This is a genomic window from Stutzerimonas chloritidismutans (assembly GCF_051486945.1).
GTDB classification, from domain to species: Bacteria; Pseudomonadota; Gammaproteobacteria; order Pseudomonadales; family Pseudomonadaceae; genus Stutzerimonas; species Stutzerimonas chloritidismutans_B.
This window is the reverse complement of sequence record NZ_JAHVDX010000004.1, coordinates 542,377-563,247: the sequence shown is the minus strand read 5'-3', so window position 1 is coordinate 563,247 and position 20,871 is coordinate 542,377. Positions and strand designations below refer to the sequence as shown.

The following is a 20,871-nucleotide window of genomic DNA, read 5'->3' as shown; positions in this document are numbered from 1 at the left end:
AGCATGACGTTGAACACGCGTAAACAATCGGGTTTTACCCTTATCGAAATCATGGTCGTGGTGGTGATCCTCGGGATTCTTGCCGCGCTGGTCGTGCCGCAGGTGATGAACCGCCCGGACCAGGCCAAGGTCACCGTCGCCAAGGGTGACATCAAAGCCATCGGCGCCGCGCTAGACATGTACAAGCTGGACAACTACGCCTACCCGAGTACCCAGCAGGGCCTGGATGCGCTGGTGGAGAAACCGTCCGGCAACCCGCAACCGAAGAACTGGAACCGCGACGGTTACCTCAAGCGTGTGCCCAAGGACCCATGGGGCAACGACTACCAGTACCTCTCGCCGGGCACCCAAGGCCAGTACGACCTTTACTCCTACGGTGCTGACGGCAAGCAGGGCGGCTCCGACCTGAACGCGGACATCGGCAACTGGGACCTCTGATCTCATGTCGCGGGCGCGCCGGGAGGGCGGCTTCACGCTGATCGAACTGCTGGTGGTGATCGTCATCCTCGGCAGCCTGGTCGGCTTGGCGGTGCTCTCCATTGGCAGCACGAGTTCATCCCGGGACATCCGGGACGAAGCGCAACGCCTGGCCAACCTGATCGGACTGCTCGCTGACGAGGCGGTGCTGGACAGCCGTGAATACGGCTTGCTGGTCAACCGCGAGAGCTACCGCGTGCTGCGCTATGACGAGGCCAAGCAGCGCTGGCTCGATGCTGGCGACACCCAGGCGCACCAGCCGCCGGATTTCATCCGCATGGAGCTCGAGCTCGACGGTTCGCCGCTGGAGCTGATCGCCCCGACCACGCGTGAGGATGACCGGGCAGGGCTATCCCAGGAGGGCGACCGCGAGCGCCGCCGCGCACCGCGTCTGCAGCCGCAATTGCTGATTCTTTCCAGCGGCGAAATGTCACCCTTCACGCTGACGTTCGCGGACCAGCGTCCCGGCGGCACTCGCTGGGTCGTCTCCAGCGACGGCTTCCGCATGCCGCAGGCCGTGCCCCTGGAAGATCGCCGATGAGCGTTCGTGCTGCACGGGGATTCACCCTGCTAGAAGTCCTAGTGGCGCTGGCGATCTTCGCCATCGTCGCCGCCGTGGTGCTGACCGCCGCCGGGCGCAGCGTAAGCAACGCGGCGCGCCTGGAAGCGCTGACGCTTGCCGGCTGGATCGCCGACAATCGCCTGACCGAACTGCAACTGCAGGAACCGGCGCCAAGCGTTGGCCGTGAGGACACCGAGCTGGAGTTCGGTGGACGCCAATGGCAGACGCTGAGCGAGGTCGAGACCAGCGGCACGCCTGGATTGCTCAGGATTCGCGTCTGGGTCGCCGCCGCCGAGGCCCGACGCGGGGCGTCTTCCGGCTCGATCGACGAGCGTGCGGTGACCAGCATCACCGGTTTCGTTGGCGTCGAACCATGACCGCAATCCGCTCCCGCCTGGAGGCGGGATTCACGCTGCTCGAGCTGCTGATCGCCATCGCCCTGTTTGCCCTGCTTGGGCTGGCGACCTACCGAATGCTCGAGACAGTGCTACGCAGCGACGAGGTGATCCGTGCTCAGGAGGGCCAGTTGCGCGAGCTCGGCCGTGCCGTCTGGACATTCGAACGCGATCTGATCCAGGCGGCACCGCGGCCTGTGCGCGACGGCTTCGGCGACGAGCAGAACGCCTTCATCGGCCAGCTTTCGGGCGAAGATGGCGTCTCGATGGAGCTGACCCGCAGCGGCTGGCGCAACCCCACGGGCCTGCGGCGTTCGAATCTTCAACGGGTGCGCTGGCGCTTATCGGGCGACACATTGGAGCGGCTCTACTGGGTGGTGCTCGACCGTGATGTCGACAGCGAACCGCGCATACAACGTGTGCTCGATGATGTGTTGGCGCTGCGCCTGCGTTACCTCGACGCTGAGAACAGCTGGCACGAGGAATGGCCGCCTTTCGAGTTTGGCCGTGGCGATCCGGCCGAACAGGCGCGACGCATGCCGGTCGCGGTCGAGGTGTCGTTCGATCATCGCCGCTACGGCACCATCACCCGTTTGCTGCGCCTGCCGGATGGCCCGGCACCGGCGCAGCAGTTCATCCAACCCGACTCCCAGGGCGTGCCGGAGCCTGGCGGCGTGGGGGAGATGCAATGAAAGCCCAGCGTGGTGTCGCGCTGATCACCGTGCTGCTGGTGGTGGCAATCGTTACTGTCGTCTGCGCCGGCATGATCGCTCGTCAGCAGCTGTCGATCCGGGGCACCGGTAATCAGATGCAGGCGCGCCAGGCTTGGCACTACGCGCTGGGTGGGGAAGCGTTGGCCCAGTCGATCCTGCGCCAGGATCGGGAGGCCTCGGCCGAGGGCGTGCCTGCGGTCGATCATCTACTCGAGCCCTGGGCGCTGCCGCAGCCAGCCTATGACCTGGACGAGGGGCAGGGCCAGGTACAGGTGCGTATCGAGGATCTGGCCGGCCGGTTCAACCTGAACAGCCTGGTGCAGGAGCAGCAGCCCAATGCTGCCGCCCTTGCCCAGTTCCGCCGCCTTCTGCTGCGGCTGCAGATCAGCGCACCCTATGCCGAGCGCCTGCTCGACTGGCTCGACAGCGATCAGCAGCCCAGCGGCGAGCTGGGCGCCGAGGACAATGCCTACCTGCTTCTTGAGCCGTCATACCGGACCGCTGGGCGCGGGCTCGAAGATCTGTCCGAGTTGCGCTTGTTGCTGGACATGCGCGACGAGGACTTCCAGCGCCTGGCGCCCTACGTCAGTGTGCTGCCGGCCGATACCCCGTTGAACGTCAATACCGCCAGCGCCATGGTGCTTTCCAGCCTCGCCGACAGCCTCAGCCCGAGTGCGGCTCAGGCGCTGGTCAAGGCGCGGCAATCGACACCGTTTCGCGACACCGCAACCTTCATGGCGCAACCGGCGCTCAGCGGTGTCCAACTGCAAGGCATCACGCTGGCGGTGACGAGCCAGCACTTCCAGGCGATCAGCGAAGTGCGCCTCGGCGACCGGCGCCTGGCGCTGGTCAGCCAGTTACACCGTGAAGACGATGGTGCCGTGCGCGTGCTGCAGCGTAACCTCGGGCAGCCACCTCGCCTGCCCGCCCAACTCGATGATGGAGATCGATAGCCCATGGACTGCCTGTTCCTGCCCGCTGACTGCGGCGCCCGCCTCAACGGCGATACTCAGGCCTACTGGCTGCCTGGCGAGGGCCCCGGCGCCTGGCTGCCACTGGCCGGATGCGCCGAGCAGGCGAGTACAGGGCTAACCCTGGTACTGCCTGCCGAGGTATGCAGTTATTTCGCGGTCAACCTGCCGACACGCAAGGCGCGGTGGGTTAACCAGGCGCTGGCCTATGCCGTCGAGGAGCTGCTGGCGGAGAACGTCGACGACCTTCACCTGACCCACGGCGATGCGCTGGAGGATGGCCGCCGCCGTGTGATCGCCATTCGCCGCCAACAGCTGGCCGACTGGCTGGCCGATCTGCAAGCACTTGGACTGACCGTTGTAGCCATCCATGTCGATGCCGACCTGCTGCCGCGTGACGGCACCCAGTTACTGTTTCTCGACGGCCGCGCCTTGCTGGGCGGTGCGCCGGAAGCTCGCCTGGCCTTCGCCAGCGGCCAGTGGCCTCACCTTGCCGCGCAATGTCCACCGCCATTGCATGCGAACGGCACGCTTGACGAGCCACCCGCGCCGTTGGCGGATTATGTGAGGCTGGATGAGCCCTATCGCTTTCTTGCCAGCGGCCGCGCCGCGGCGCTAAACCTCGCGCAGGGGGAATTTGCCGTGCGCGCCGCTGGCAGCGGGCTCGGTCAGTGGAAGCCGCTGATGGTGGTGCTGGCCTTGGTATTGGCAGTGCAATTGGTGTTCAACCTGGTCCAGGCCTGGTCGCTCGGGCGCCAGGCGGAGGAATACGCCGAGGCCAGCCGCGCCCTTTACACCGAGCTGTTCCCGGAGGACACGCGCATCGTCAACCTTCGGGCTCAGTTCGCCGATCACATCGGCCAGAGTGACACTACAGGCGGGCAGTTCATGCGCGTGCTCGATGAGGTCGCGCTGGCGATCGCCGAAGGCCTACCGGTGTCGATCAGCCAGCTCGATTACAACCAGGGGCGGGGCGACATGGCGCTTCAGGTGCAGGCCAGTGATTTCGCCGCGTTGGAGCAGCTTCGGCAACGCCTGGGCGAGACCGGCCGCAGCGTGCAGCTCGGGTCGGCCAGCCGCGAAGGCGATTCGGTGAGCGCGCGCGTCGTGATAGGAGGCTAGAGATGGATCTGAAACAACAACTGCGCGTACGCCTGGCCGAATCACCGCTCTGGCTTCGTTGGCAGCGTCTGCAGCCGCGTGAGCGGCTCTCCCTGACCTTGCTCGGCGCCTTCCTGTTGGTAGTGCTGTTCTACTTGTTGCTGTGGCAACCGGCGCAGCAGCGGGTCCGCGATGCGCGTGAAGCGTTCGAGCGTGAGCGCGAACTCTATGCCTATCTGCAGCAGAACACTGAGCTGGCACGGCAGATGTCCCGCAGCAATCCCATTGTGCTGGCGCCCGAGGCGCTGCAGGGCCTGGTCACCCAGAGTGCACAGGCCAACGGCCTGACCATCGAGAGCTTCGACAACGGCAGTGACGGCAGCCTGCAGGTCAGCCTGCCGAGCGCGTCCTACCCGACGCTGCTGCGCTGGTTCGATGAGATGCAGGGCAATGGAGCCGCCATCGGTGAGGTGAGCATCAGCCAGGTCGGCGATGGGCTGGTGGATGCGCGAGTGAGTTTTCTAGCCGGCGGCTGACCGGGGAGCAGGAGCCCGGCCAGCCTCTAGCCTCAGGCTGTTGGCTGGAACTGGTTGGCCAAGGCGCGCAACGCAGCTTCGGCGTCGAGCACCTTGTTGACTACGTCGTCGGCCTTTTCCCGGGTGAGGCCCAGGCGATCGAACAGGCTTTGCGGAATGTCTGCATAAGGCCCCGAGCCGATGCCGCGGTTGCGCAGCAGATGCACGGCCAGGCAGACCAGGTTCGCATGTCCGGCATGCTCGCCGGTGTAGTCCGGGTCATGCTGGAACCGCAAGGCGACCGACAATTCCTCCGGCATTTCCCAGTAGCGCATCAGCCAGGCACCGATCTGCTCGCGGGTGATGCCCAGCAAGTGCTGTTCGATGGTGCTGTGGTCCAGGTGCGGGTTGACCTCCAGGTGCCGGCAGATCAGCGAAAAGTGCGGTGGGAAGACGTGGGCCAGTACCAGATAACCGAAGTTGTGCAGCAGCCCGGCCAGGTAGCTGAGGCCTGCCTCGGGGCGCTGGGTGCGAGGAATCGCACGGTTCAGCCCCTCGATCACTGCGGCGGTGTAGATCGCCTGTTGCCAGTAGGGCGTGGCCTGCTGCGGGTGATCCTTCGGCAGGCTGAGGGTCTTGCCGAGCGCGAGGCCCAGGGCGAGGTTGATGACCAGATCGAAGCCCAATACGCGGACGATGGCGTCCTCCACCGAGCGAATCTTGCCGGGGGCGCGGTAGTAAGGCGAGGCGGCCCAACTGACCACCTGCGCGGCGAGTGCCGGGTCGGTCTCGACCACGCCGGTCATGTCGTCGACGCTCGCTTCAGGACTCACGCGCAGCTTGATGATCTTCTGTGCCGTCTGCGGCAACGGGGGAATCTCGAGGGTCTCCTCGAGGCGCTTCTGGATGCGCCGCGCGGTGAAGCTCTGCACCGCTTGGCTGATCTCGGTGCTGTCGTCGCCGGGGCGATCGAGGTTAGGGCGAATGCCGCTCAGCGGCGCGGCGAACTGGCCGGCGCTGGCCTTGCTGAGCAGTTGCTTGAAGTCCTGGCTGGCCATGGCCACCAGCAGGCCAGGGTGGCCGCTGTCGACCAGCACTTCAGGCTGTTGCAGCAGACGCTCTTCATAAAGACAGGGGGAGCTCGTCAGCGGTGGCAGGCCTGGCAGCACGCGCAGGTCCTGCTTGGCCAGCATGCGCGTTAGGCGTTCGGGCGTGACGGCGGTGAGCTGGCGGCCAGTCAGCTCGACCAGGCGCGGCAGGTCGAGCAGGTGGTCACGGGGATACAGAACCAGCAGTGCGCCGATGGCGTCGTCCAGCAGCACGGCCTGCACACGCGTGGCGGGGTCCAGGTCCGTGCGGTCTTCACAGGTGCGGTAGGGCAGCGCCAACTTGTCCAGCAGCTGGACAATCAGGGGAGGCAGCGTGACATCGTTGGTTTGGTCGACAGCCGAATTCATGAGCGAGGTTCCGTCTTATTCCCGTGCGGCGCAGTATAGCCCCAGCTTTAGTGCGGTTTGGGTTTGCCGACGAGCGTCAAACCTGACCGTATTGCTGACCATGGCGCAGCCAGCGCTCAAGCAATGGGCTGACATGCTGGGGCCAATGTGCCAGAAGTGCCTGGGCTGCGTCACGGACGCTCGGAAGGAGATCTGCGTCACGCATCAAGTCGGCGACCTTGAATTGGAGCAGCCCCGTCTGACGGGTGCCGAGCATTTCGCCGGGGCCGCGCAGCTCAAGGTCCTTCTCGGCGATGACGAAGCCGTCGCAGGTTTCGCGCATGATCGCCAGCCGTTCGCGGCCGATCTGCGAAAGCGGCGGATGATAGAGCAGCACGCAATGGCTGGCCGCGCTGCCGCGCCCGACGCGCCCGCGCAGCTGGTGCAGTTGGGCGAGCCCGAGGCGTTCGGGGTTTTCGATGATCATCAGGCTTGCGTTGGGCACGTCGACACCCACCTCGATCACGGTGGTGGCGACCAGCAGCTGCAGCCGGCCTTCCTTGAATTCGGCCATTACCGCCGCCTTCTCGGCCGGCTTCATGCGTCCGTGGATCAAGCCGACCTTTAAGCCGCCAAGCGCCGCGCTGAGGTCCTCGAATGTTGTTTCTGCAGCCTGGCAGGTCAGCTCCTCGGACTCTTCGATCAAGGTGCAGACCCAGTAGGCCTGGCGTCCCTCATTGCACGCCGAGCGCACCCGCTCGATGACTTCCAGACGGCGGCTGTCGGCCACCAGCACGGTGTTGACCGGGGTGCGGCCCGGCGGCAGCTCGTCGAGGAGCGAGGTGTCCAGATCGGCGTAGGCGCTCATGGCCAGGGTACGCGGGATGGGCGTGGCGGTCATGATCAGCTGGTGCGGGCAGAGCCGACCCTCGACGCCCTTGCGCCGCAACGCCAAGCGCTGCTGGACGCCGAAGCGGTGCTGCTCGTCGATGATTACCAGCGCCAGGCGGCGGAACTGCACCTCGTCCTGAAACAGCGCATGGGTGCCGACCACCATCGGGCAGCCGGCCGCGATGCGCTCCAACGCTGCGGCACGGGCTTTGCCTTTGAGCTTGCCGGCCAGCCAGGCGACCTCGATGCCCAGCGGCTCGAGCCACTTGCAGAAGGTGATGAAGTGCTGCTCGGCGAGGATCTCGGTCGGCGCCATCAGTGCGACTTGATAGCCGGCTTCCAGCGCCTGCAGGGCGGCAAGGGCGGCAACGACCGTCTTGCCGGCACCGACGTCGCCCTGCACCAGGCGCAGCATGGGTTCGTCCTGGGCCAGGTCATAGGCGATCTCGGCGCCGACGCGCTGCTGCGCCCCGGTGGGCTGGAAGCCGAGGTTGGTCAAATAGCGCTGAGGCAGGTCGCGGGCGACCGGTAGCGGAGGCGCGTGCTGCGCGCGGCTGCTCTCGCGCAGGCGCTGCATCGAGAGTTGGTGGGTCAGCAGCTCTTCGAAGGCGAGACGGTGCTGGGCCCAGTGCCGGCCTTCGGCGAGCTCTTCCAGGTCGGCATCCGGCGGCGGTCGGTGCAGGTAACGGATTGCTTCGTCGAGCTTGGCCAGCCGGTAGTCGCGGGTCAGCTCCGCGGGCAGCCAGTCCGGCAGGCTGTGGGGGCCGAGCCGTGCCAGCGCCTGTTCAGTCAACTGGCGCAGGCGCTGCTGGGTCAGGCCTTCGGTGGTCGGGTAGATCGGGGTCAGCGTCTGTTCCACGGCGACCGGCGTGCTGTCGCTAAGCGCGCGGTATTCGGGGTGGTAGATCTCCAGCCCCGACGCACCGGGGCGCACTTCGCCGTAGCAGCGCACCTGGGTGCCGCGCTTGAGCGCTTCCTTCTGCGCCTGGCTGAAATGATAGAAGCGCAGGCTGAGGCTGCCGCTACCGTCGTGCAGGCGCACCAACAGACTGCGTCGTCGTCCCATCACCACGTCGGCGCCGGTCACCGTGCCTTCGACCACTGCATCCTGGCCTGGACGCAGCGCGCCGATCGGCACGATGCGGGTACGGTCCTGATAGCGCAATGGTAGGTGGAACAGCAGGTCCTGCAGGGTTTCCAAACCGACCTTGGCGAGCTTTTCGGCCAGCGCCGCGCCGACGCCCTTGATCGCGGTGACCGGGACCGCCGACAGCTCGCTCATGGGTTCAGGCGTTCGCGGCCGGCGGCTTGGCGACCGAGCACAGCCGGATGGAATCGGCCAGCACTTCGATGGCCTTCGGCCGCGGGAAGCTGGCGCGCCAGGCGATCGCCACGGTGCGGAAAGGCACCGGCGGCGTCAGCGGGCGGATGTCCAATACGCCGGCGGAGTAGTGATGGCTGTCGACCGCCGACAGCGGAAGGATGGATACGCCCAGACCCGAGGCGACCATATGGCGGATGGTTTCCAGCGAGGAGGATTCGACGGTGGTATGGCTCGGTGCCTCGCCCTTGCGGGTGGTGGGGCAGGCTTCAAGCACCTGGTCGCGGAAGCAGTGGCCTTCCCCGAGCAGCAGCAGGCTCTTGTCGTTGAGCATTTCGCTGTCGATGGTTTCGCGCTTCGCCCACGGATGGCCGGCCGGCATCAGGACATAGAAGGGCTCGTCGTACAGCGGCAGGGTCAGGACATCGGCTTCCTGAAAGGGCAGCGCGATGATGATCGCGTCCAGCTCACCGGTGCGCAGCTTGTCGCGCAGGATATGCGTGAAGTTTTCCTCGATATACAGCGGCATGTCCGGCGCCACGCGGTGCAGCTGCGGGATCAGATGCGGGAACATGTAGGGGCCGACGGTGTAGATGGCGCCCACTTTTAGCGGTGCCGCCAGCTGGTTCTTGCCGGCCTGAGCGAGCTCCCGAATGCTCTGTGCCTGCTCGAGAACCTTTTGCGCCTGGGTGACGATGCCCTCGCCAACCGGGGTCAGGCGTACCGCACTTTTGGTCCGCTCGAAAATCAGCACGCCAAGCTCGTCCTCGAGCTTTTTAACGCCCACCGAAAGGGTAGGTTGGCTGACATGGCAACGCTCGGCGGCCCGGCCGAAGTGCTGTTCTTGGGCGAGCGTGACGATGTAGCGCAGTTCGGTCAGTGTCATAGCGTCATTCCATCAGAGTGCCGGCTAGCATAGCCTTTGCTCGTGTTCGAACCAACTGGCTGCCTGTTGTTCCTTTTACATCGCAACGAGCGCACAAAGCGTCGCCAGCAGTACACTCGACGCAGGCGGGCCCGAACGATGGCTCGCACCGGTTATGGAGCAACCGCCATGGCAAAGCGTCCTTCTGTAATGATCGCCGGCTGCGGTGACGTCGGCAGTCGTCTGGGGCTGCGGATGAGCCGGGCTGGCTGGACGGTGTTCGGCCTGCGCCGCGAGGCCTCGTCGCTGCCGGTGCCGATTCTGCCGGTCCGCGGTGATCTGGCCTCGCCCGAGGTGCCGCGTGGTTGGCCCAATGTCGCGCTGGACTACCTCGTCTACGCCGCTTCGGCCAGCCAACATGATGAGCCGGGTTATCGTCAGGCCTACGTCGAGGGCCTGCGCAACGTGCTCGGCTGGTTGCAGCAACGCGGCCAGCAGCCGCGCCGCTTGTTCTTCCTCTCCAGCACCGGCGTCTACGGGCAGCACGGCGGCGAGTGGATCGACGAAACCTCGGCAACCGAACCGAGCGGCTACACCGGTAGCGTCATGCTGGAAGCAGAGGCGCTGGCGGCGGCCAGTGGCCTGCCAGCAACCTGCGTACGCATGGCGGGGCTCTATGATCCCGTGCGGCCCTGGATGCAGAACCAGGTACGCGCGGGGTTGCGTGTCGATCGGGAGCCTGCGCAGTACAGCAACCGCATCCACCGCGACGATGCCGCCGGCTTGCTCGCCTGCCTGCTGGAAAAGGATCTTGCCGGAGCGCCGCTGGAGGACTGTTATCTGGGTGTGGATGACGACCCTGCCCCCCTTCACGAAGTGGTCGACTTCCTGCGCGAGCGGCTCGGCGTCACGCATTGGGCAGAACAGACGATGACCCGCCGCGCTGGCAGCAAACGCTGCAGTAATGCGCGCGCCCGCGCGCTGGGCTGGGTGCCACAGTATCCAAGCTACCGCAACGGCTACGCCTCCCTTCGCCCCGGCAAGGGTTAAGTAAGGAGCCGCGTCGCGGGGGGGTGGGGCCGCGGGGGTCGCACGCAGAGCGTGCTCCTACAGCAAGGGCGGTGCGATCAGCCCGGTGGAGCGCCTTAGATCAATGGGCGAACGGACCGCATAAGGCCTCCCCGCACCGAACCGCGTATGTCATTCCGTCGGCGATCCGCCCGTTTGGCCGTCATTTCCCGCAACTCTGCCGACATCGTGCTTACTAAAAATCTGATAGCACGCACGCCGTACACCCTGCCGCATGGCAGCAGTCGGGTCAGGAGCAGCTGCCGCAGCGCGGCGAAGTCATCAGGAAGAACCACCACGGCGGCGTTTTCGAACACCGAAGCAGGAGATTTTTCCAATGAGAGCCCTTCGCTGGCACGGTAAGCACGACATCCGCTGCGACAACCACGTACCCGATCCGTCGATAGAAGACCCCCGCGACGCCATCATCAAGGTGTCGTCCTGCGCCATCTGTGGCTCAGACTTGCACCTGTACGACGGTTTCATGCCCGGCATGCAGCACGGTGACATCATGGGTCACGAGTTCATGGGCGAGGTGATGGAAGTCGGCTCGGCGAACAAGAAGCTCAAGGTCGGCGACCGCGTGGTGGTGCCCTTCACCATCGTCTGTGGCGAGTGCGATCAATGCCGGCGCGGTAATTTTTCCGTTTGCGAACGTACCAACCGCAACAAGGACGTGGCCGACAAGGTCTTCGGCCACACCACCGCTGGCCTCTATGGCTACACCCATCTCACCGGCGGCTATGCGGGCGGCCAGGCCGAATATGTCCGTGTTCCCTACGCCGATGTCGGTCCGGTCGTTGTTCCAGATGGCATGACTGACGAGCAGGTGCTGTTCCTCGGCGACATCCTGCCCACCGGCTGGCAGGCCGCGGCGCAGTGCGATATCCAGCCCACCGACACGGTTGCCGTGTGGGGCGCAGGACCGGTCGGCCAGTTCGCCATCCGCAGCGCGATCATGATGGGTGCCGAGCAGGTCATCTGCATCGATAACGTGCCCGAGCGCCTGTCGATGGCCCGCGCCGGCGGCGCCATCACCATCAATTTCGATGAAGAGAGCGTGCTCGAGCGGCTCAAAGAGCTGACCCGCGGCAAGGGCCCGGAGAAGTGCATCGACTCGGTGGGTATGGAAGCTCACGCGGCGCGTTCCATCGACTCGATGTACGACCGCGCCAAGCAGGCGCTGATGCTCGAGAGCGACCGCCCGCACGTGCTGCGCGAGATGATCTACGTCTGCCGTCCGGCCGGAATCATCTCGATTCCCGGCGTCTACGGCGGGCTGATCGACAAGATTCCGTTCGGCGCGGCGATGAACAAGGGCCTGACCTTCCGCATGGGCCAGACCCACGTCAATCGCTGGACCGACGACCTGCTCAAGCGCATCCAGGAAGGCCAGATCGACCCGAGCTTCGTCATCACCCACAGCGTCAGCCTCGAGCAGGGTCCGGAGATGTACAAGACCTTCCGCGACAAGCATGACGGCTGCATCAAGGTCGTTCTCAAACCCTGAGGCCCGGGTGGCGGTTCCCTGGTACAGGGAGTCGTCATCTGCTTCCCCCGAGCCCCGAAGGAGGGACTGAATAATGAGCGTTCCACATCGCGTTACCCGCCCCAACCATTCCGCTCGTACCCTGGCCCGCGGGCTGGGCTGGTTCAGCATCGGCCTGGGCCTGGCCGAGGTGCTGATGCCCGGCAAGCTGGCCCGCTTCCTCGGCGTACCCGGCAACGAGGGACTGATCCGCGCCTGCGGCGCACGGGAAATCGCCACCGGCGTCGGCCTCCTGCTCACCGACGATCCCAAACCCTGGATATACGGCCGCATCGGCGGCGATGCCCTCGACCTGGTCGGCCTGGGCCTGAGCATCGAAAACGGCACCGAGCAGGTCAACGCGGCCATTGCCGCGGGGGCGGTGGCTGGTATCACGGCACTGGATATCAGCTGCGCCAAGGGGTTGGCCGCCGAGAGTCATTACGTTACCGAATGGGACTACAGTGACCGCAGCGGCTTCCCGGCGGATCCGCAAGCGATGCGGGGGAAGGTCGAGGCGGAGTTCGCCGCGGCGCGGGCTGAGCCGAATGGGTACAGTCCCTCGACGATGTTGCATTAAGGGGCATTCCGGCTGTCGCCGACGGGACGCGTTGCGCGGGTTGGTTTTGCGCGCTGGGTGACTACCGAGTTGGTTGAGGGCTTGGTATCGCGCTGCTGGGTGGGTTTCTTTTGGCAGTCGCCCGGATGGACGGTCTGCCAAAGGGACCAAAAAAGCCTTAGTTCTGCGTATTGCGCTGTTGTGGGTTTTGGGCTTTTGGGCTTTTGGGCTTTTGGGCTTTTGGGCTTTTGGGCTTTTGGGCTTTTGGGCTTTTGGGCTTTTGGGCTTTTGGGCTTTTGGGCTTTTGGGCTTTTGGGCTTTTGGGCTTTTGGGCTTTTGGGCTTTTGGCTTCCGAGCCTAGGGCCCGATGGCGGAGCTAGCTGGAGCATTGGTTTCGCCCTGCTGGGCGACTCACTTTTTTCAGTCGCGAAAAAAGTAAGCAAAAACGCTTGCCCCTGCATCCGGCCCCGGCTGCGCCGGGGTTCCCTCGCTCCGGTGACGTTCCAGGGGCCCGCCGCGAAGGGCCATCCCTGGCCCATCGCGGCTCTCGCGGCATCCATGCCGCTCAACCCCTTCCACGCCACCTGCGCTCGGCCTCCTGAAAGGGGCGATTCGGTGTCGTCTGCCGGGCCGTGCGCTTACAAGAAGAGCAAAAAACGTAGCATGCGAGATGTCCTGTGCTGCACGTTGATAACGTTCACTCACGCGGCCCCACCGCCCCACGAGACTTGTTTGTCGCTTTGTCGCTTTGTCGCTTTGTCGCTTTGTCGCTTTGTCGCTTTGTCGCTTTGTCGCTTTGTCGCTTTGTCGCTTTGTCGCCTTTGCTCCGTTTTCTTTGCACAGATCGCCAGACGACACAAAACGCCCCATCAGGAGGGTGAGCGCAATCGTTGCGTAAGGGAGCGAGCCGCATGGATGCGGCGAGAGGCTTAAAGGGCCATGGATGGCCCTTGTAAGCCGGCCCCTGAAGCGGCGATGGAGCGAACGAACCCCGGCGCAGCCGGGGCCGGATGGCGGGGCAAGACCTTTTGGTTCCTTTTGGGGCAATTGCCAAAAGGGACTCGCCCAGCAGGGCGAAACCAATGCCCCAGTCAGCTCCGCCATCGGGCCCTGGGCTCGGAACTCAAAGTCGAAAAGCTTCGCGGTCAAGACCGCTCCCACGACAGCGCAATATGCAGGGGCAATCGGTTTTACGCGCTTAATAGCTCGAAAAAGCAACTCGCCCCGAACAATGCGACAGGCCATTTTTTGCTAAGGTCTGCAGCCCGCCCCGCACCGCCACCCCTGGCGGTCACCACCCGATGAGAACCCATGTCCGCCGTCGTCAACGTCGTCCTCCCGGTCTTTGCCTTGATCCTGCTGGGTTTCATCTGCCGCCGTACCGGCCGCATGGGGCCGACTGGGGCTTCCGAGCTCAACCGGTTCGTGGTCTGGCTGGGGTTGCCGGCGCTGCTGTTCAGCGTGGTGGCCAACTCCACATGGGCGCAGTTGTGGCAGCCCGGCTTTATTACAGCGTTCGCAGTGGGTTGCCTGGGGGTGTTCGCCTTTACGCTGGGTTATCGCCTGCTACAGAAACAGCCGCTGGTCGATGCCAGCCTCGATGCACTCGGCGCGTCCTATGCCAACACGGGTTACATCGGTATTCCGCTGTGCATGCTGGTGTTGGGCGACGAGGCGCTGCAGCCGGCCATGGTGGCTTCGATCGTAGTGGTCTGCGTGTTGTTTGCCATCGCCCTGGCTTGTGTCGAAACCGGCCTGCACAGCGGCCAAGGCTTCAGCCGTACGCTCGGCAAGGTAGCGTTTGCGCTGCTGCGCAACCCATTGGTGGTGGCGCCAATGCTGGGTGGGCTTTGGGCGGCCAGTGGGGCGACATTGCCGGTAGCGGTGGCGACTTTGCTGGAGCTGCTCGGCGCAGCGGCGGCGCCCTGTGCGCTGGTCTCGCTGGGGTTGTTCCTGGCGCAACCGCAACCAGGCGGGCGGGTGGCGGGGGTTTGGCCTCTGGTAGGTCTGAAGCTGATCGCGCAGCCGCTGATCACCTGGTATTTGGCGTTTCAGATCTTCGAGTTGCCGCTGCTATGGGCCTATTCGGCACTGCTGCTGAGTGCGTTGCCTACCGGGACGGGCCCCTACATGCTCGCCGAGTTCTATGGGCGGGAGGGCTCGCGGGTGTCGCGTGTCGTGCTGTATTCGACGCTCGGCTCGCTGGTCACCCTGTCGGCGTGCCTGGTGCTGTTGCCGGTGTAGAGGTGGCCTTGCACCCATCCTACGGATCTGGTGCCCCTATCAAAGGTCTGGAACGCGTGGATAAGCCTGCGGCGTTATCCACCCTACGCCTGGGCCGGTCGTAGGGTGGATGGCCACCCCGTGGAAAACCGCGAAGCGTTTGCCACGCGGTAACGTTCAGCCCGCCGGCCGCGTCACTTCCAGCACCACCGCTGCGATGCGGTCGCACTCGGTATAGGCACCTTCAAGTAATTCCTCGCCGAACACGTCCGGATCCACCTCCCGGTAGCGCCAATCGAACCCACGCCCCTCGAGACGTTGCTCGACCTCGCGACGGAACGGGTCCTGGCTGCCCTTCATCGCAACGCCCGTATACAGCAGCAGAGTGCCGCAGGGCGCCAGACGTTGCAGCGCGCTGTCGACGATCGCCAGAGACAGGCCCGCACCAAGCGGGCCGCCGCCGTGCCGATAGGCGCGCTCGCCCGGGTCGACCAGATAGGGCGGGTTGGCCAGGATCAGATCGAAGTCGCCTTCGACATCATCGAGCAGGTCGCTGTGGCGTGTGCTCAAGTTGTCGGCTCCGGCCAGGGCGGCGTTGGTGCGGGTCATGCGCAGCGCCAGCGGGTTGATATCCACAGCCAGCACCTCTGCTTGCGGGCGTGCCAGAGCGGTGAGAATTGCACCGGCGCCGGAGCCGCAGCCGATGTCCACCGTGCGGGCGATGTTGCCCGGGTGATGGCTCAGATGCGCGCTGATTGCGTTGGCGAAGCGATAGGTATCGGGGCCGAAAAAAACCGAGTCCGGCGAGTCGGTCGGGTAAGCCGAGTGCACGAAAAGTTGGCCGTCAAGGCTTGATAGCCGCACGCGGCTACGCCAGTGGGAATCGCAGGGTGCCAGGACGCCAGCCTGGTCCATGAGGCTGAAGATCGCCGGTGGCAGCAGCTCATGCTGGAACGGCCGGCTCCAGCCGAAGACGCCCTGCAGATCCTTGGCGAGCTGGTTCTCGGGGCGTTGATTGACTCGCTCGTGCGTCAGAGGCGTCGGAGTAACGAAGTGGTAGCCGCGTTCGCGCAGCGCATTGACCAGCTGCAGCAACGCGCGGTCTTGAGTGGTTTCCGTTGTCATAGTGCTTCCCTGGCTTTCGCCTATCAGTTGAACAATCCGGTAAAGATGCGGGTGGCCAGCAGCCCGGCCGCGCTGTGGTGGCGGGTCGGCGCGAGCAGCGGCACCAGGTGATGCATGCGTGCCTCGCGGCTTGGCAGTTGCGCCAGTTGTTGTTCGAGCAGTTGGGTCTCGGTGTCGAAGTCGCTGTTCGGCCGATCCTTGGCCGCGACCAGCGCAGGCTTGTTCGGGCGCTCGGCCGGCGTGCGTCGGCGGCTATTGAATTGAGCCTGGCGCTGCGCCAGGGCCGGGTGCGGCTTGCCCGACGTCGGGGCCTGCTCGGCCAGCCAGTCCCCTGCAATCCAGTCGTGGATAAGCTGCTGCTCGTGTGCGCTGAATACGCCGAACATCGGGGCCTGCTCGCCCGTGATCAGCTGCCAGAAACGGCTGTGCTGCGGATCCTGGTGGCGTTTGATCCAGCCACGCTGTTGAAGCGTGTCGAGAAAGCGCGGAATCAGCGCCGGTTCGGCGAGCCAGGCGTTCACCGTGCGGCCGTCGAAGCGGCAGTAGTCCGAGTGGACGAACTGCCCGACCGCCGCCTTCTTTTCCAACACCCGCATCACTTCGTGCTCGGGTTCGAAATCGGCGATCACCGACAGCGTGCTCGCGCCGAGATCGTTGAGTCGATAGCCGTTGACGACCCGGCGATAGAATTCTTCGCTGTCGGCCACTTGTGGCCAGGCAGACAACAAACCCTGTACGGCCTTTTTCGCATGGCCGTTATCGGCGTTGTCTACTGTCACGTGCAGGGTGAAGTAATAGGGGTCGATGCCTAGCTCAGTGAGCTCGTAGGAACTGATCAGCAGATGCAGCGGAAGCTGCTCGTAGCCGAGATTGAAGCCGATCACCTCCGGGAGGAACCGTTCGGCATGCTCCGCCAACGCCAGCTGAATCGCACCCTGAACGAAATGCTCGTCTTCGAGGCTTTGCCAGTCATCACATCCCTGGCTGGCGAGCAGCTTGCGGTAGAGCACGACATGGTTCTTGTCTGGCTGGCCTTCGCCGAGCTCTTCCAGATAGGTCTGGATCAGTGAGGTGAAGCGGGCGTCGTCCCAGCGCTGCAACAGGCCATAAAGCCAGGCGCCGTCGACGAGCTTGGTCGGTGCCACGCCCCGCAGGAAATGCAGCGCGTGCGCCTTGCTGGTGAAGTAACGGCGTGGCCCGCCCGCGCGGCGCTCGTCCAGATAACGCTGGTACTGCGCGCCGACCTTGGCGGTATGCCCTTCGAGCCATTCGCCAAGCCCGGCCGGATGTTCGGGCAGGTCACAGGGTAGCGAGGCGGCCTTGCCCAATTGCAGTTCGAGATACTCCGCTGCGCTTGCGCGGATTTGTTCGCTGGCAGGCGACTCGAGCAGGGCGAAATAGAGTTCCTTGGAAGGCGCCCTTGCCTCGGGTGCCACGAGCAGCGCATCGACGGGGAGGCTTGGAGTCAGTTGCATAGGTTCACACGGCGGCAGAAGGGGAGGCCCCAGATGACTTTTTTGGCCCCGCCCGCTGGGTATTAGTTCAGCGCGCCTGCCGAATGGCCGGTCATCAGCGGGGGCTGATCGTCGTGCAACTTCTACCCATGACGGTCTTCCTAACTGCAAGGGCGCGTATCGCCCAGCCCATCCCATCAGGAGGTCCTAATGAACCCATCCGAGCGTGGCAAACAGAACCTGGAGACTCTCGAAGACCGCATCCCAGCGCGCGACGACCAGGCCCGCAGCAACGGCCGCACCAGTAACGGCGAGGCGGCCGGAGGCGATCGCGACGACGTGCCGGGTGGCGCCTACAACGTGCCGTCGGACATGACCGAGGAGGTCAGCGACGACCCGGCGCGCGGCAGCGATAAACCCCGGCACTAGTCCAGCGGCCCGGGCGGCGAAAAAAAATGGCGTCCGGGCTTAAGAAAATCCTATCGATGGTCGCTTGCTGGCTCTACGTACATCGTCCTACGGCGCCTGGCTCGTCATGCGTCAGGGCCGCCGAACGAGACCGCAGAGCCCGCCATGCGCCAACATACCCGCCTCAGCTTTCGTCACCTCAGCCGCATCCTGGTCACCAATCGCCTCAGTGGGGATCCGATGGGCTACGTGGCAGACCTGTCCATGGGTGGGTTGCGGCTGGTCGCCAAGCAGCCGCTGGGCATGAGTGGCTGCTATGAAATGGTGCTGCACGTGCCGGACCAAGGCGAGCGGTTGCGTGAGGTCGAGGTGGTCGTGATCTGCCAGTGGGTGCGCAAGGATTCCCGTCGCGATGCCTTCGAGATGGGCTTTTCGCTGGACCGGCCCAGCGCGGCCTTCATCGACCTGGTCGGACGGTTGCTGCCCAAGCGGCGTTGATCAGCGATTGACCACCCGGGCCGGCAATGCGGCTACCAGCAACGAACCGAGCAGCAGGCAAGCGGCGAAGAACAGCAAGGCGCTGCCGCTCTTGCCGGTCAGCTGCAGCGTCACCCCGATCACCGTGTTGCTGACCAGCCCTGCAATATTGGCCAGCGAGCACGCCAGGGCGAAGCCGGTCGCTGCAGCCGTGCCGGTGAGGAAGGTCGCCGGCAGGCTGAAGAATACGGGCACCGCACCGATGATCGCCGCCTGTGCGATTGAGAACAGCAGGACCGTGATCAGCACGTTGTCCGTATAGGCCGTACTGGTGGCAAGTGCGGCGGCGCCGATCCAGAACGGCAGGATGATGTGCCAGCGCCGCTCGCGGAAATGGTCTGAACTGGCGCCTAGCCCCAGCATGCCAATGACCGCAGCGACGCTCGGCACTGCCGTGAGCAATCCGATGACCGTGACATCACTGACGCCCGCATTGCGGATGAAGGTCGGCATCCAGAACCCCATCGCGTATGCGCTCAGCAGAATGGCGAAATCGATGCCACCGAGCATCCAGACCTTCAGGTTGAAGAAGCCCTGGCGAAAGCTGTCGCCGCTGGCCGGGCTCTGTGCCTCGTCCAGCGTCAGGTCGCGCAGCACCTGCCCTTGCTCGGTAACATCCAGCCAGCTGGCTTGCTTGGGTCCCTCGGGCAGCATCCGCAGCGCCAACAGCCCAAGCAGTACGCTGGGAATGCCTTCGAGCAGGAACAACCATTGCCAGCCGCGTAGCCCCTGAATCTGGTCGAAATGATCGAGAATCCAGCCGGATAGCGGCGCGCCGATGACGCTCGACAACGGCAGGCCGATCATGAACAGCGCGATCATTCGCCCTCGCCGGTAGGTCGGAAACCACAACGTCAGGTAATAAAGCGCGCCAGGGAGGAAGCCCGCCTCAGCGACGCCGAGCAGGAAGCGCACCAGGTAGAACTGCCCGGGCGTGGTGACCAGCATGGTGCAGGCCGACAGCACACCCCAGGTGATCATGATCCGCGCGATCCAGACCCGCGCACCGACGCGCTTGAGGATCAGGTTGCTGGGCACTTCGAAGAGAATGTACCCGACGAAAAACAGGCCCGCCCCGAGACCGAATGCCGCTTCGCTGAGCTGCAACTGATCGGCCATCTGCAACTTGGCGAAGCCGACATTGATACGGTCGAGGTACGCCGCCAGGTAACAGAAGCAGAGAAACGGGATCAGCCGCCAGGCAATCTTGCGATAGAGACGCGGGTCGTTCGGCTCGCCGTGAGTGGCCTGGGCATCGGGCGCGGGCGCCTGGGGCATTGGTTGTCTCCGTGTCTGTCATGTGTCGAAGGCAGCTCGGCATAGTAATGGAGCCGGGTGGCTGAGTCAGAACCTCTGACCCGAGACGTGCAGCGGAATGTCCCGTGTCGCGCTCAGCGCAATGACAGGCGTGCGTGGCTTTACTGGCAGACCGGCGCGAACTCGAACCCCATTGCCCCGGTCGCACCTGTTCGACCGGTGCTCTTCGGTGCGCCTGAAATTGTCCGGCAACTCGCAACTCAACGGAGACAGGCATGACTTCACAGTGGATCGACATTCCCGCGCAAGACGGCAAATCCTTCAAGGGCTACCTGGCTCTGCCGCCGCCGGCCACGGCCCTGGCATCGTGCTGATTCAGGAAATTTTCGGGGTGAACGACCATATCCAGTCGGTCGCCGACCAGTACGCGTCCGATGGTTATGTCGTCCTGGCGCCGGATCTGTTCTGGCGCAGCGAGCCGGGCGTGCAGCTCGGTTATGACGGCGACGACTGGGAGCGGGCCTTTGCTTTGATGAAGGCGCTGGACTTCGAGCTTGCCATTGACGATCTGCGCCGCAGCGCCGAGCTGCTGCGCGAACGCGACGACTGCAGTGGGCGCGTAGCCTCGGTGGGCTACTGCATGGGCGGTGTGCTGTCTTATCTGCTGGCGTCCCACCCAGGCGTCGATGCTGCGATCTGCTACTACCCCGGCAGCATCGAGAAGCGTCTGGATCAGGCGGAGAAGATCAAGTGCCCGACGCTGTTCCACTTCGCCGAAGAAGATGACCACATCGACAGCGACGCAGTCGCGGCCTTGCAGGAAAAGATGGCGCAGGTCGGTGGGGCCCAGATCGAGACTTACCCGGGCGTCGACCATGGATTCAACTGCTGGGCGCGGCCAGCCTACAGCCAGAATGCCGCGGCGCTGGCGCATGGGCGGAGCCTGGTGTTCCTGGCGGAGAATCTTTGAGCAGTCCAGATGGCTAGGGATCGCCCCGTAGGCGCTGCAAGATCGAGCCCTGCTTTGCGACCTGCGGCTACGAAGGGCCCGTGATCGCGAGCAAGCTCGCTCCTACAAGAGCAGCCCGCTCCGGCGGCGAACTCCGTACCTGTAGGAGCCAGCTTGCTGGCGAACCGGGAAATTTCGCGGGTCGAACGACTGCATCGAGCGTGGCTGCGGCATCGTCGACCTGATCTTTCGCGAGCAAGCTCGCTCCTACAGGAGCAGCCCGCTCGGGGGCGAACTCCGAACTTGTAGGAGCCAGCTTGCTGGCGAACCGGGAAACCGGGGGGCGAAACACTGCAGCGGGCACGGCTGCGGCATCGTCTACCTGATCTTTCGCGAGCAAGCTCGCTCCTACAGGAGCAGCCCGCCCCGGGGCGAACTTCGCACCTGTAGGAGCCGGCTTGCTGGCGAACCGGGAATTCTCGCGGGTCGAACGACTGCAACGGGCGCGGTTGCGGC

At 64.8% G+C, this 20,871-nt stretch carries 20 protein-coding genes; 14 read left to right on the top strand and 6 right to left on the bottom strand.

The window, feature by feature from the left end; genetic code table 11:
- The first annotated feature begins 3 nt into the window (after nt 1–3).
- The 7 genes from gspG to KXR72_RS17955 are packed head-to-tail and all read left to right on the top strand — an operon-like array spanning nt 4 to nt 4,755.
- A complete protein-coding gene (gene gspG, locus KXR72_RS17985; RefSeq protein ID WP_437422449.1) occupies nt 4–438 on the top strand; it encodes a type II secretion system major pseudopilin GspG in 435 nt (144 codons plus the stop codon).
- Nucleotides 439–442: 4 nt separating this feature from the next.
- Nucleotides 443–1,018 carry a type II secretion system minor pseudopilin GspH gene (gspH, locus tag KXR72_RS17980; protein WP_437422448.1) on the top strand — a complete coding sequence of 192 codons (576 nt, stop codon included), beginning with the start codon at nt 443–445 and terminating at the stop codon, nt 1,016–1,018.
- Entirely contained in the window at nt 1,015–1,416 is a 402-nt protein-coding gene (gene gspI, locus KXR72_RS17975) for a type II secretion system minor pseudopilin GspI (RefSeq protein WP_437422447.1), read from the top strand. The genes gspH and gspI overlap by 4 nt, the downstream gene beginning before the upstream one ends.
- The gene (gspJ, locus tag KXR72_RS17970; protein ID WP_437422446.1) at nt 1,413–2,126 is read left to right on the top strand and encodes a type II secretion system minor pseudopilin GspJ; all 714 of its coding nucleotides are present in this window, start codon (nt 1,413–1,415) and stop codon (nt 2,124–2,126) included. Before gspI ends, gspJ begins: the two co-directional genes overlap by 4 nt.
- Entirely contained in the window at nt 2,123–3,100 is a 978-nt protein-coding gene (gene gspK, locus KXR72_RS17965) for a type II secretion system minor pseudopilin GspK (protein ID WP_437422445.1), read from the top strand. The genes gspJ and gspK overlap by 4 nt, the downstream gene beginning before the upstream one ends.
- 3 nt (nt 3,101–3,103) lie before the next feature.
- Nucleotides 3,104–4,240: a type II secretion system protein GspL gene (gene gspL / locus KXR72_RS17960; protein ID WP_437422444.1), complete on the top strand. Its 1,137-nt coding sequence runs from the start codon at nt 3,104–3,106 to the stop codon at nt 4,238–4,240.
- A gap of 2 nt (nt 4,241–4,242) precedes the next feature.
- A complete protein-coding gene (locus KXR72_RS17955; RefSeq protein ID WP_437422443.1) occupies nt 4,243–4,755 on the top strand; it encodes a type II secretion system protein M in 513 nt (170 codons plus the stop codon).
- Nucleotides 4,756–4,787: 32 nt separating this feature from the next.
- On the opposite strand, the gene KXR72_RS17950 is transcribed toward KXR72_RS17955, so the two are convergent.
- The 3 genes from KXR72_RS17950 to KXR72_RS17940 all read right to left on the bottom strand — a co-directional run bounded on the left by KXR72_RS17950 (nt 4,788) and on the right by KXR72_RS17940 (nt 9,268).
- A complete protein-coding gene (locus tag KXR72_RS17950) occupies nt 4,788–6,191 on the bottom strand; it encodes an HDOD domain-containing protein (RefSeq protein ID WP_437422442.1) in 1,404 nt (467 codons plus the stop codon).
- Between the two features lie 76 nt (nt 6,192–6,267).
- Nucleotides 6,268–8,343: an ATP-dependent DNA helicase RecG gene (gene recG / locus KXR72_RS17945; protein WP_437422441.1), complete on the bottom strand. Its 2,076-nt coding sequence runs from the start codon at nt 8,341–8,343 to the stop codon at nt 6,268–6,270.
- A gap of 4 nt (nt 8,344–8,347) precedes the next feature.
- On the bottom strand, nt 8,348–9,268 hold the full coding sequence (locus KXR72_RS17940; RefSeq protein ID WP_423707242.1) for a hydrogen peroxide-inducible genes activator: 921 nt from the start codon (nt 9,266–9,268) through the stop codon (nt 8,348–8,350).
- A 168-nt stretch (nt 9,269–9,436) separates the two neighbouring features.
- Here KXR72_RS17940 and KXR72_RS17935 point away from each other — a divergent pair, with 168 nt between their 5' ends.
- The 4 genes from KXR72_RS17935 to KXR72_RS17920 all read left to right on the top strand — a co-directional run bounded on the left by KXR72_RS17935 (nt 9,437) and on the right by KXR72_RS17920 (nt 14,646).
- Nucleotides 9,437–10,297 (top strand): NAD-dependent epimerase/dehydratase family protein, encoded by an 861-nt coding sequence (locus KXR72_RS17935; protein ID WP_437422440.1) that lies wholly within the window; start codon nt 9,437–9,439, stop codon nt 10,295–10,297.
- 355 nt (nt 10,298–10,652) lie between these two features.
- Nucleotides 10,653–11,825, top strand: coding sequence for a zinc-dependent alcohol dehydrogenase (locus KXR72_RS17930; protein ID WP_437422439.1), 1,173 nt, complete (start codon nt 10,653–10,655; stop codon nt 11,823–11,825).
- Between the two features lie 73 nt (nt 11,826–11,898).
- Nucleotides 11,899–12,423 (top strand): transcriptional regulator, encoded by a 525-nt coding sequence (locus tag KXR72_RS17925; protein WP_217475525.1) that lies wholly within the window; start codon nt 11,899–11,901, stop codon nt 12,421–12,423.
- Between the two features lie 1,290 nt (nt 12,424–13,713).
- Nucleotides 13,714–14,646, top strand: a complete 933-nt coding sequence (locus KXR72_RS17920) for an AEC family transporter (RefSeq protein WP_437422438.1) — start codon at nt 13,714–13,716, stop codon at nt 14,644–14,646.
- 156 nt (nt 14,647–14,802) lie between these two features.
- Here the strand turns inward: KXR72_RS17920 and KXR72_RS17915 are convergent, their stop codons facing one another.
- Nucleotides 14,803–15,750, bottom strand: a complete 948-nt coding sequence (locus tag KXR72_RS17915) for a methyltransferase (protein ID WP_437422437.1) — start codon at nt 15,748–15,750, stop codon at nt 14,803–14,805.
- A 23-nt stretch (nt 15,751–15,773) separates the two neighbouring features.
- Nucleotides 15,774–17,225, bottom strand: a complete 1,452-nt coding sequence (locus KXR72_RS17910; RefSeq protein ID WP_437422436.1) for an iron-containing redox enzyme family protein — start codon at nt 17,223–17,225, stop codon at nt 15,774–15,776.
- A 189-nt stretch (nt 17,226–17,414) separates the two neighbouring features.
- Here KXR72_RS17910 and KXR72_RS17905 point away from each other — a divergent pair, with 189 nt between their 5' ends.
- Together KXR72_RS17905 and KXR72_RS17900 are read left to right on the top strand one after the other, a co-directional pair.
- Entirely contained in the window at nt 17,415–17,633 is a 219-nt protein-coding gene (locus KXR72_RS17905; RefSeq protein WP_437422435.1) for a hypothetical protein, read from the top strand.
- A 144-nt stretch (nt 17,634–17,777) separates the two neighbouring features.
- Complete coding sequence (locus tag KXR72_RS17900) at nt 17,778–18,110, top strand: PilZ domain-containing protein (RefSeq protein WP_437422434.1); 333 nt, start codon at nt 17,778–17,780, stop codon at nt 18,108–18,110.
- Here the strand turns inward: KXR72_RS17900 and KXR72_RS17895 are convergent, their stop codons facing one another.
- Nucleotides 18,111–19,427: an MFS transporter gene (locus tag KXR72_RS17895; protein ID WP_437422433.1), complete on the bottom strand. Its 1,317-nt coding sequence runs from the start codon at nt 19,425–19,427 to the stop codon at nt 18,111–18,113.
- 370 nt (nt 19,428–19,797) lie between these two features.
- Between KXR72_RS17895 and KXR72_RS17890 the strand changes: the two genes are divergently transcribed.
- On the top strand, nt 19,798–20,376 hold the full coding sequence (locus KXR72_RS17890) for a dienelactone hydrolase family protein (protein ID WP_437422432.1): 579 nt from the start codon (nt 19,798–19,800) through the stop codon (nt 20,374–20,376).
- Nucleotides 20,377–20,871 lie beyond the last annotated feature (495 nt).

What these genes read in the sequence shown, in the direction of transcription:
- gspJ (WP_437422446.1), top strand. Translation starts at nt 1,413, where the DNA reads ATGACCGCAATCCGCTCCCGCCTGGAGGCGGGATTCACGCTGCTCGAG.
- KXR72_RS17935 (WP_437422440.1), top strand. Translation starts at nt 9,437, where the DNA reads ATGGCAAAGCGTCCTTCTGTAATGATCGCCGGCTGCGGTGACGTCGGC.
- gspH (WP_437422448.1), top strand. Translation starts at nt 443, where the DNA reads ATGTCGCGGGCGCGCCGGGAGGGCGGCTTCACGCTGATCGAACTGCTG.
- KXR72_RS17895 (WP_437422433.1), bottom strand. Translation starts at nt 19,427, where the DNA reads ATGCCCCAGGCGCCCGCGCCCGATGCCCAGGCCACTCACGGCGAGCCG.
- KXR72_RS17920 (WP_437422438.1), top strand. Translation starts at nt 13,714, where the DNA reads ATGTCCGCCGTCGTCAACGTCGTCCTCCCGGTCTTTGCCTTGATCCTG.
- KXR72_RS17925 (WP_217475525.1), top strand. Translation starts at nt 11,899, where the DNA reads ATGAGCGTTCCACATCGCGTTACCCGCCCCAACCATTCCGCTCGTACC.
- KXR72_RS17910 (WP_437422436.1), bottom strand. Translation starts at nt 17,225, where the DNA reads ATGCAACTGACTCCAAGCCTCCCCGTCGATGCGCTGCTCGTGGCACCC.
- KXR72_RS17940 (WP_423707242.1), bottom strand. Translation starts at nt 9,268, where the DNA reads ATGACACTGACCGAACTGCGCTACATCGTCACGCTCGCCCAAGAACAG.
- KXR72_RS17930 (WP_437422439.1), top strand. Translation starts at nt 10,653, where the DNA reads ATGAGAGCCCTTCGCTGGCACGGTAAGCACGACATCCGCTGCGACAAC.
- KXR72_RS17955 (WP_437422443.1), top strand. Translation starts at nt 4,243, where the DNA reads ATGGATCTGAAACAACAACTGCGCGTACGCCTGGCCGAATCACCGCTC.
- gspI (WP_437422447.1), top strand. Translation starts at nt 1,015, where the DNA reads ATGAGCGTTCGTGCTGCACGGGGATTCACCCTGCTAGAAGTCCTAGTG.
- gspK (WP_437422445.1), top strand. Translation starts at nt 2,123, where the DNA reads ATGAAAGCCCAGCGTGGTGTCGCGCTGATCACCGTGCTGCTGGTGGTG.
- KXR72_RS17905 (WP_437422435.1), top strand. Translation starts at nt 17,415, where the DNA reads ATGAACCCATCCGAGCGTGGCAAACAGAACCTGGAGACTCTCGAAGAC.
- KXR72_RS17900 (WP_437422434.1), top strand. Translation starts at nt 17,778, where the DNA reads ATGCGCCAACATACCCGCCTCAGCTTTCGTCACCTCAGCCGCATCCTG.
- KXR72_RS17915 (WP_437422437.1), bottom strand. Translation starts at nt 15,750, where the DNA reads ATGACAACGGAAACCACTCAAGACCGCGCGTTGCTGCAGCTGGTCAAT.
- KXR72_RS17950 (WP_437422442.1), bottom strand. Translation starts at nt 6,191, where the DNA reads ATGAATTCGGCTGTCGACCAAACCAACGATGTCACGCTGCCTCCCCTG.
- gspL (WP_437422444.1), top strand. Translation starts at nt 3,104, where the DNA reads ATGGACTGCCTGTTCCTGCCCGCTGACTGCGGCGCCCGCCTCAACGGC.
- gspG (WP_437422449.1), top strand. Translation starts at nt 4, where the DNA reads ATGACGTTGAACACGCGTAAACAATCGGGTTTTACCCTTATCGAAATC.
- recG (WP_437422441.1), bottom strand. Translation starts at nt 8,343, where the DNA reads ATGAGCGAGCTGTCGGCGGTCCCGGTCACCGCGATCAAGGGCGTCGGC.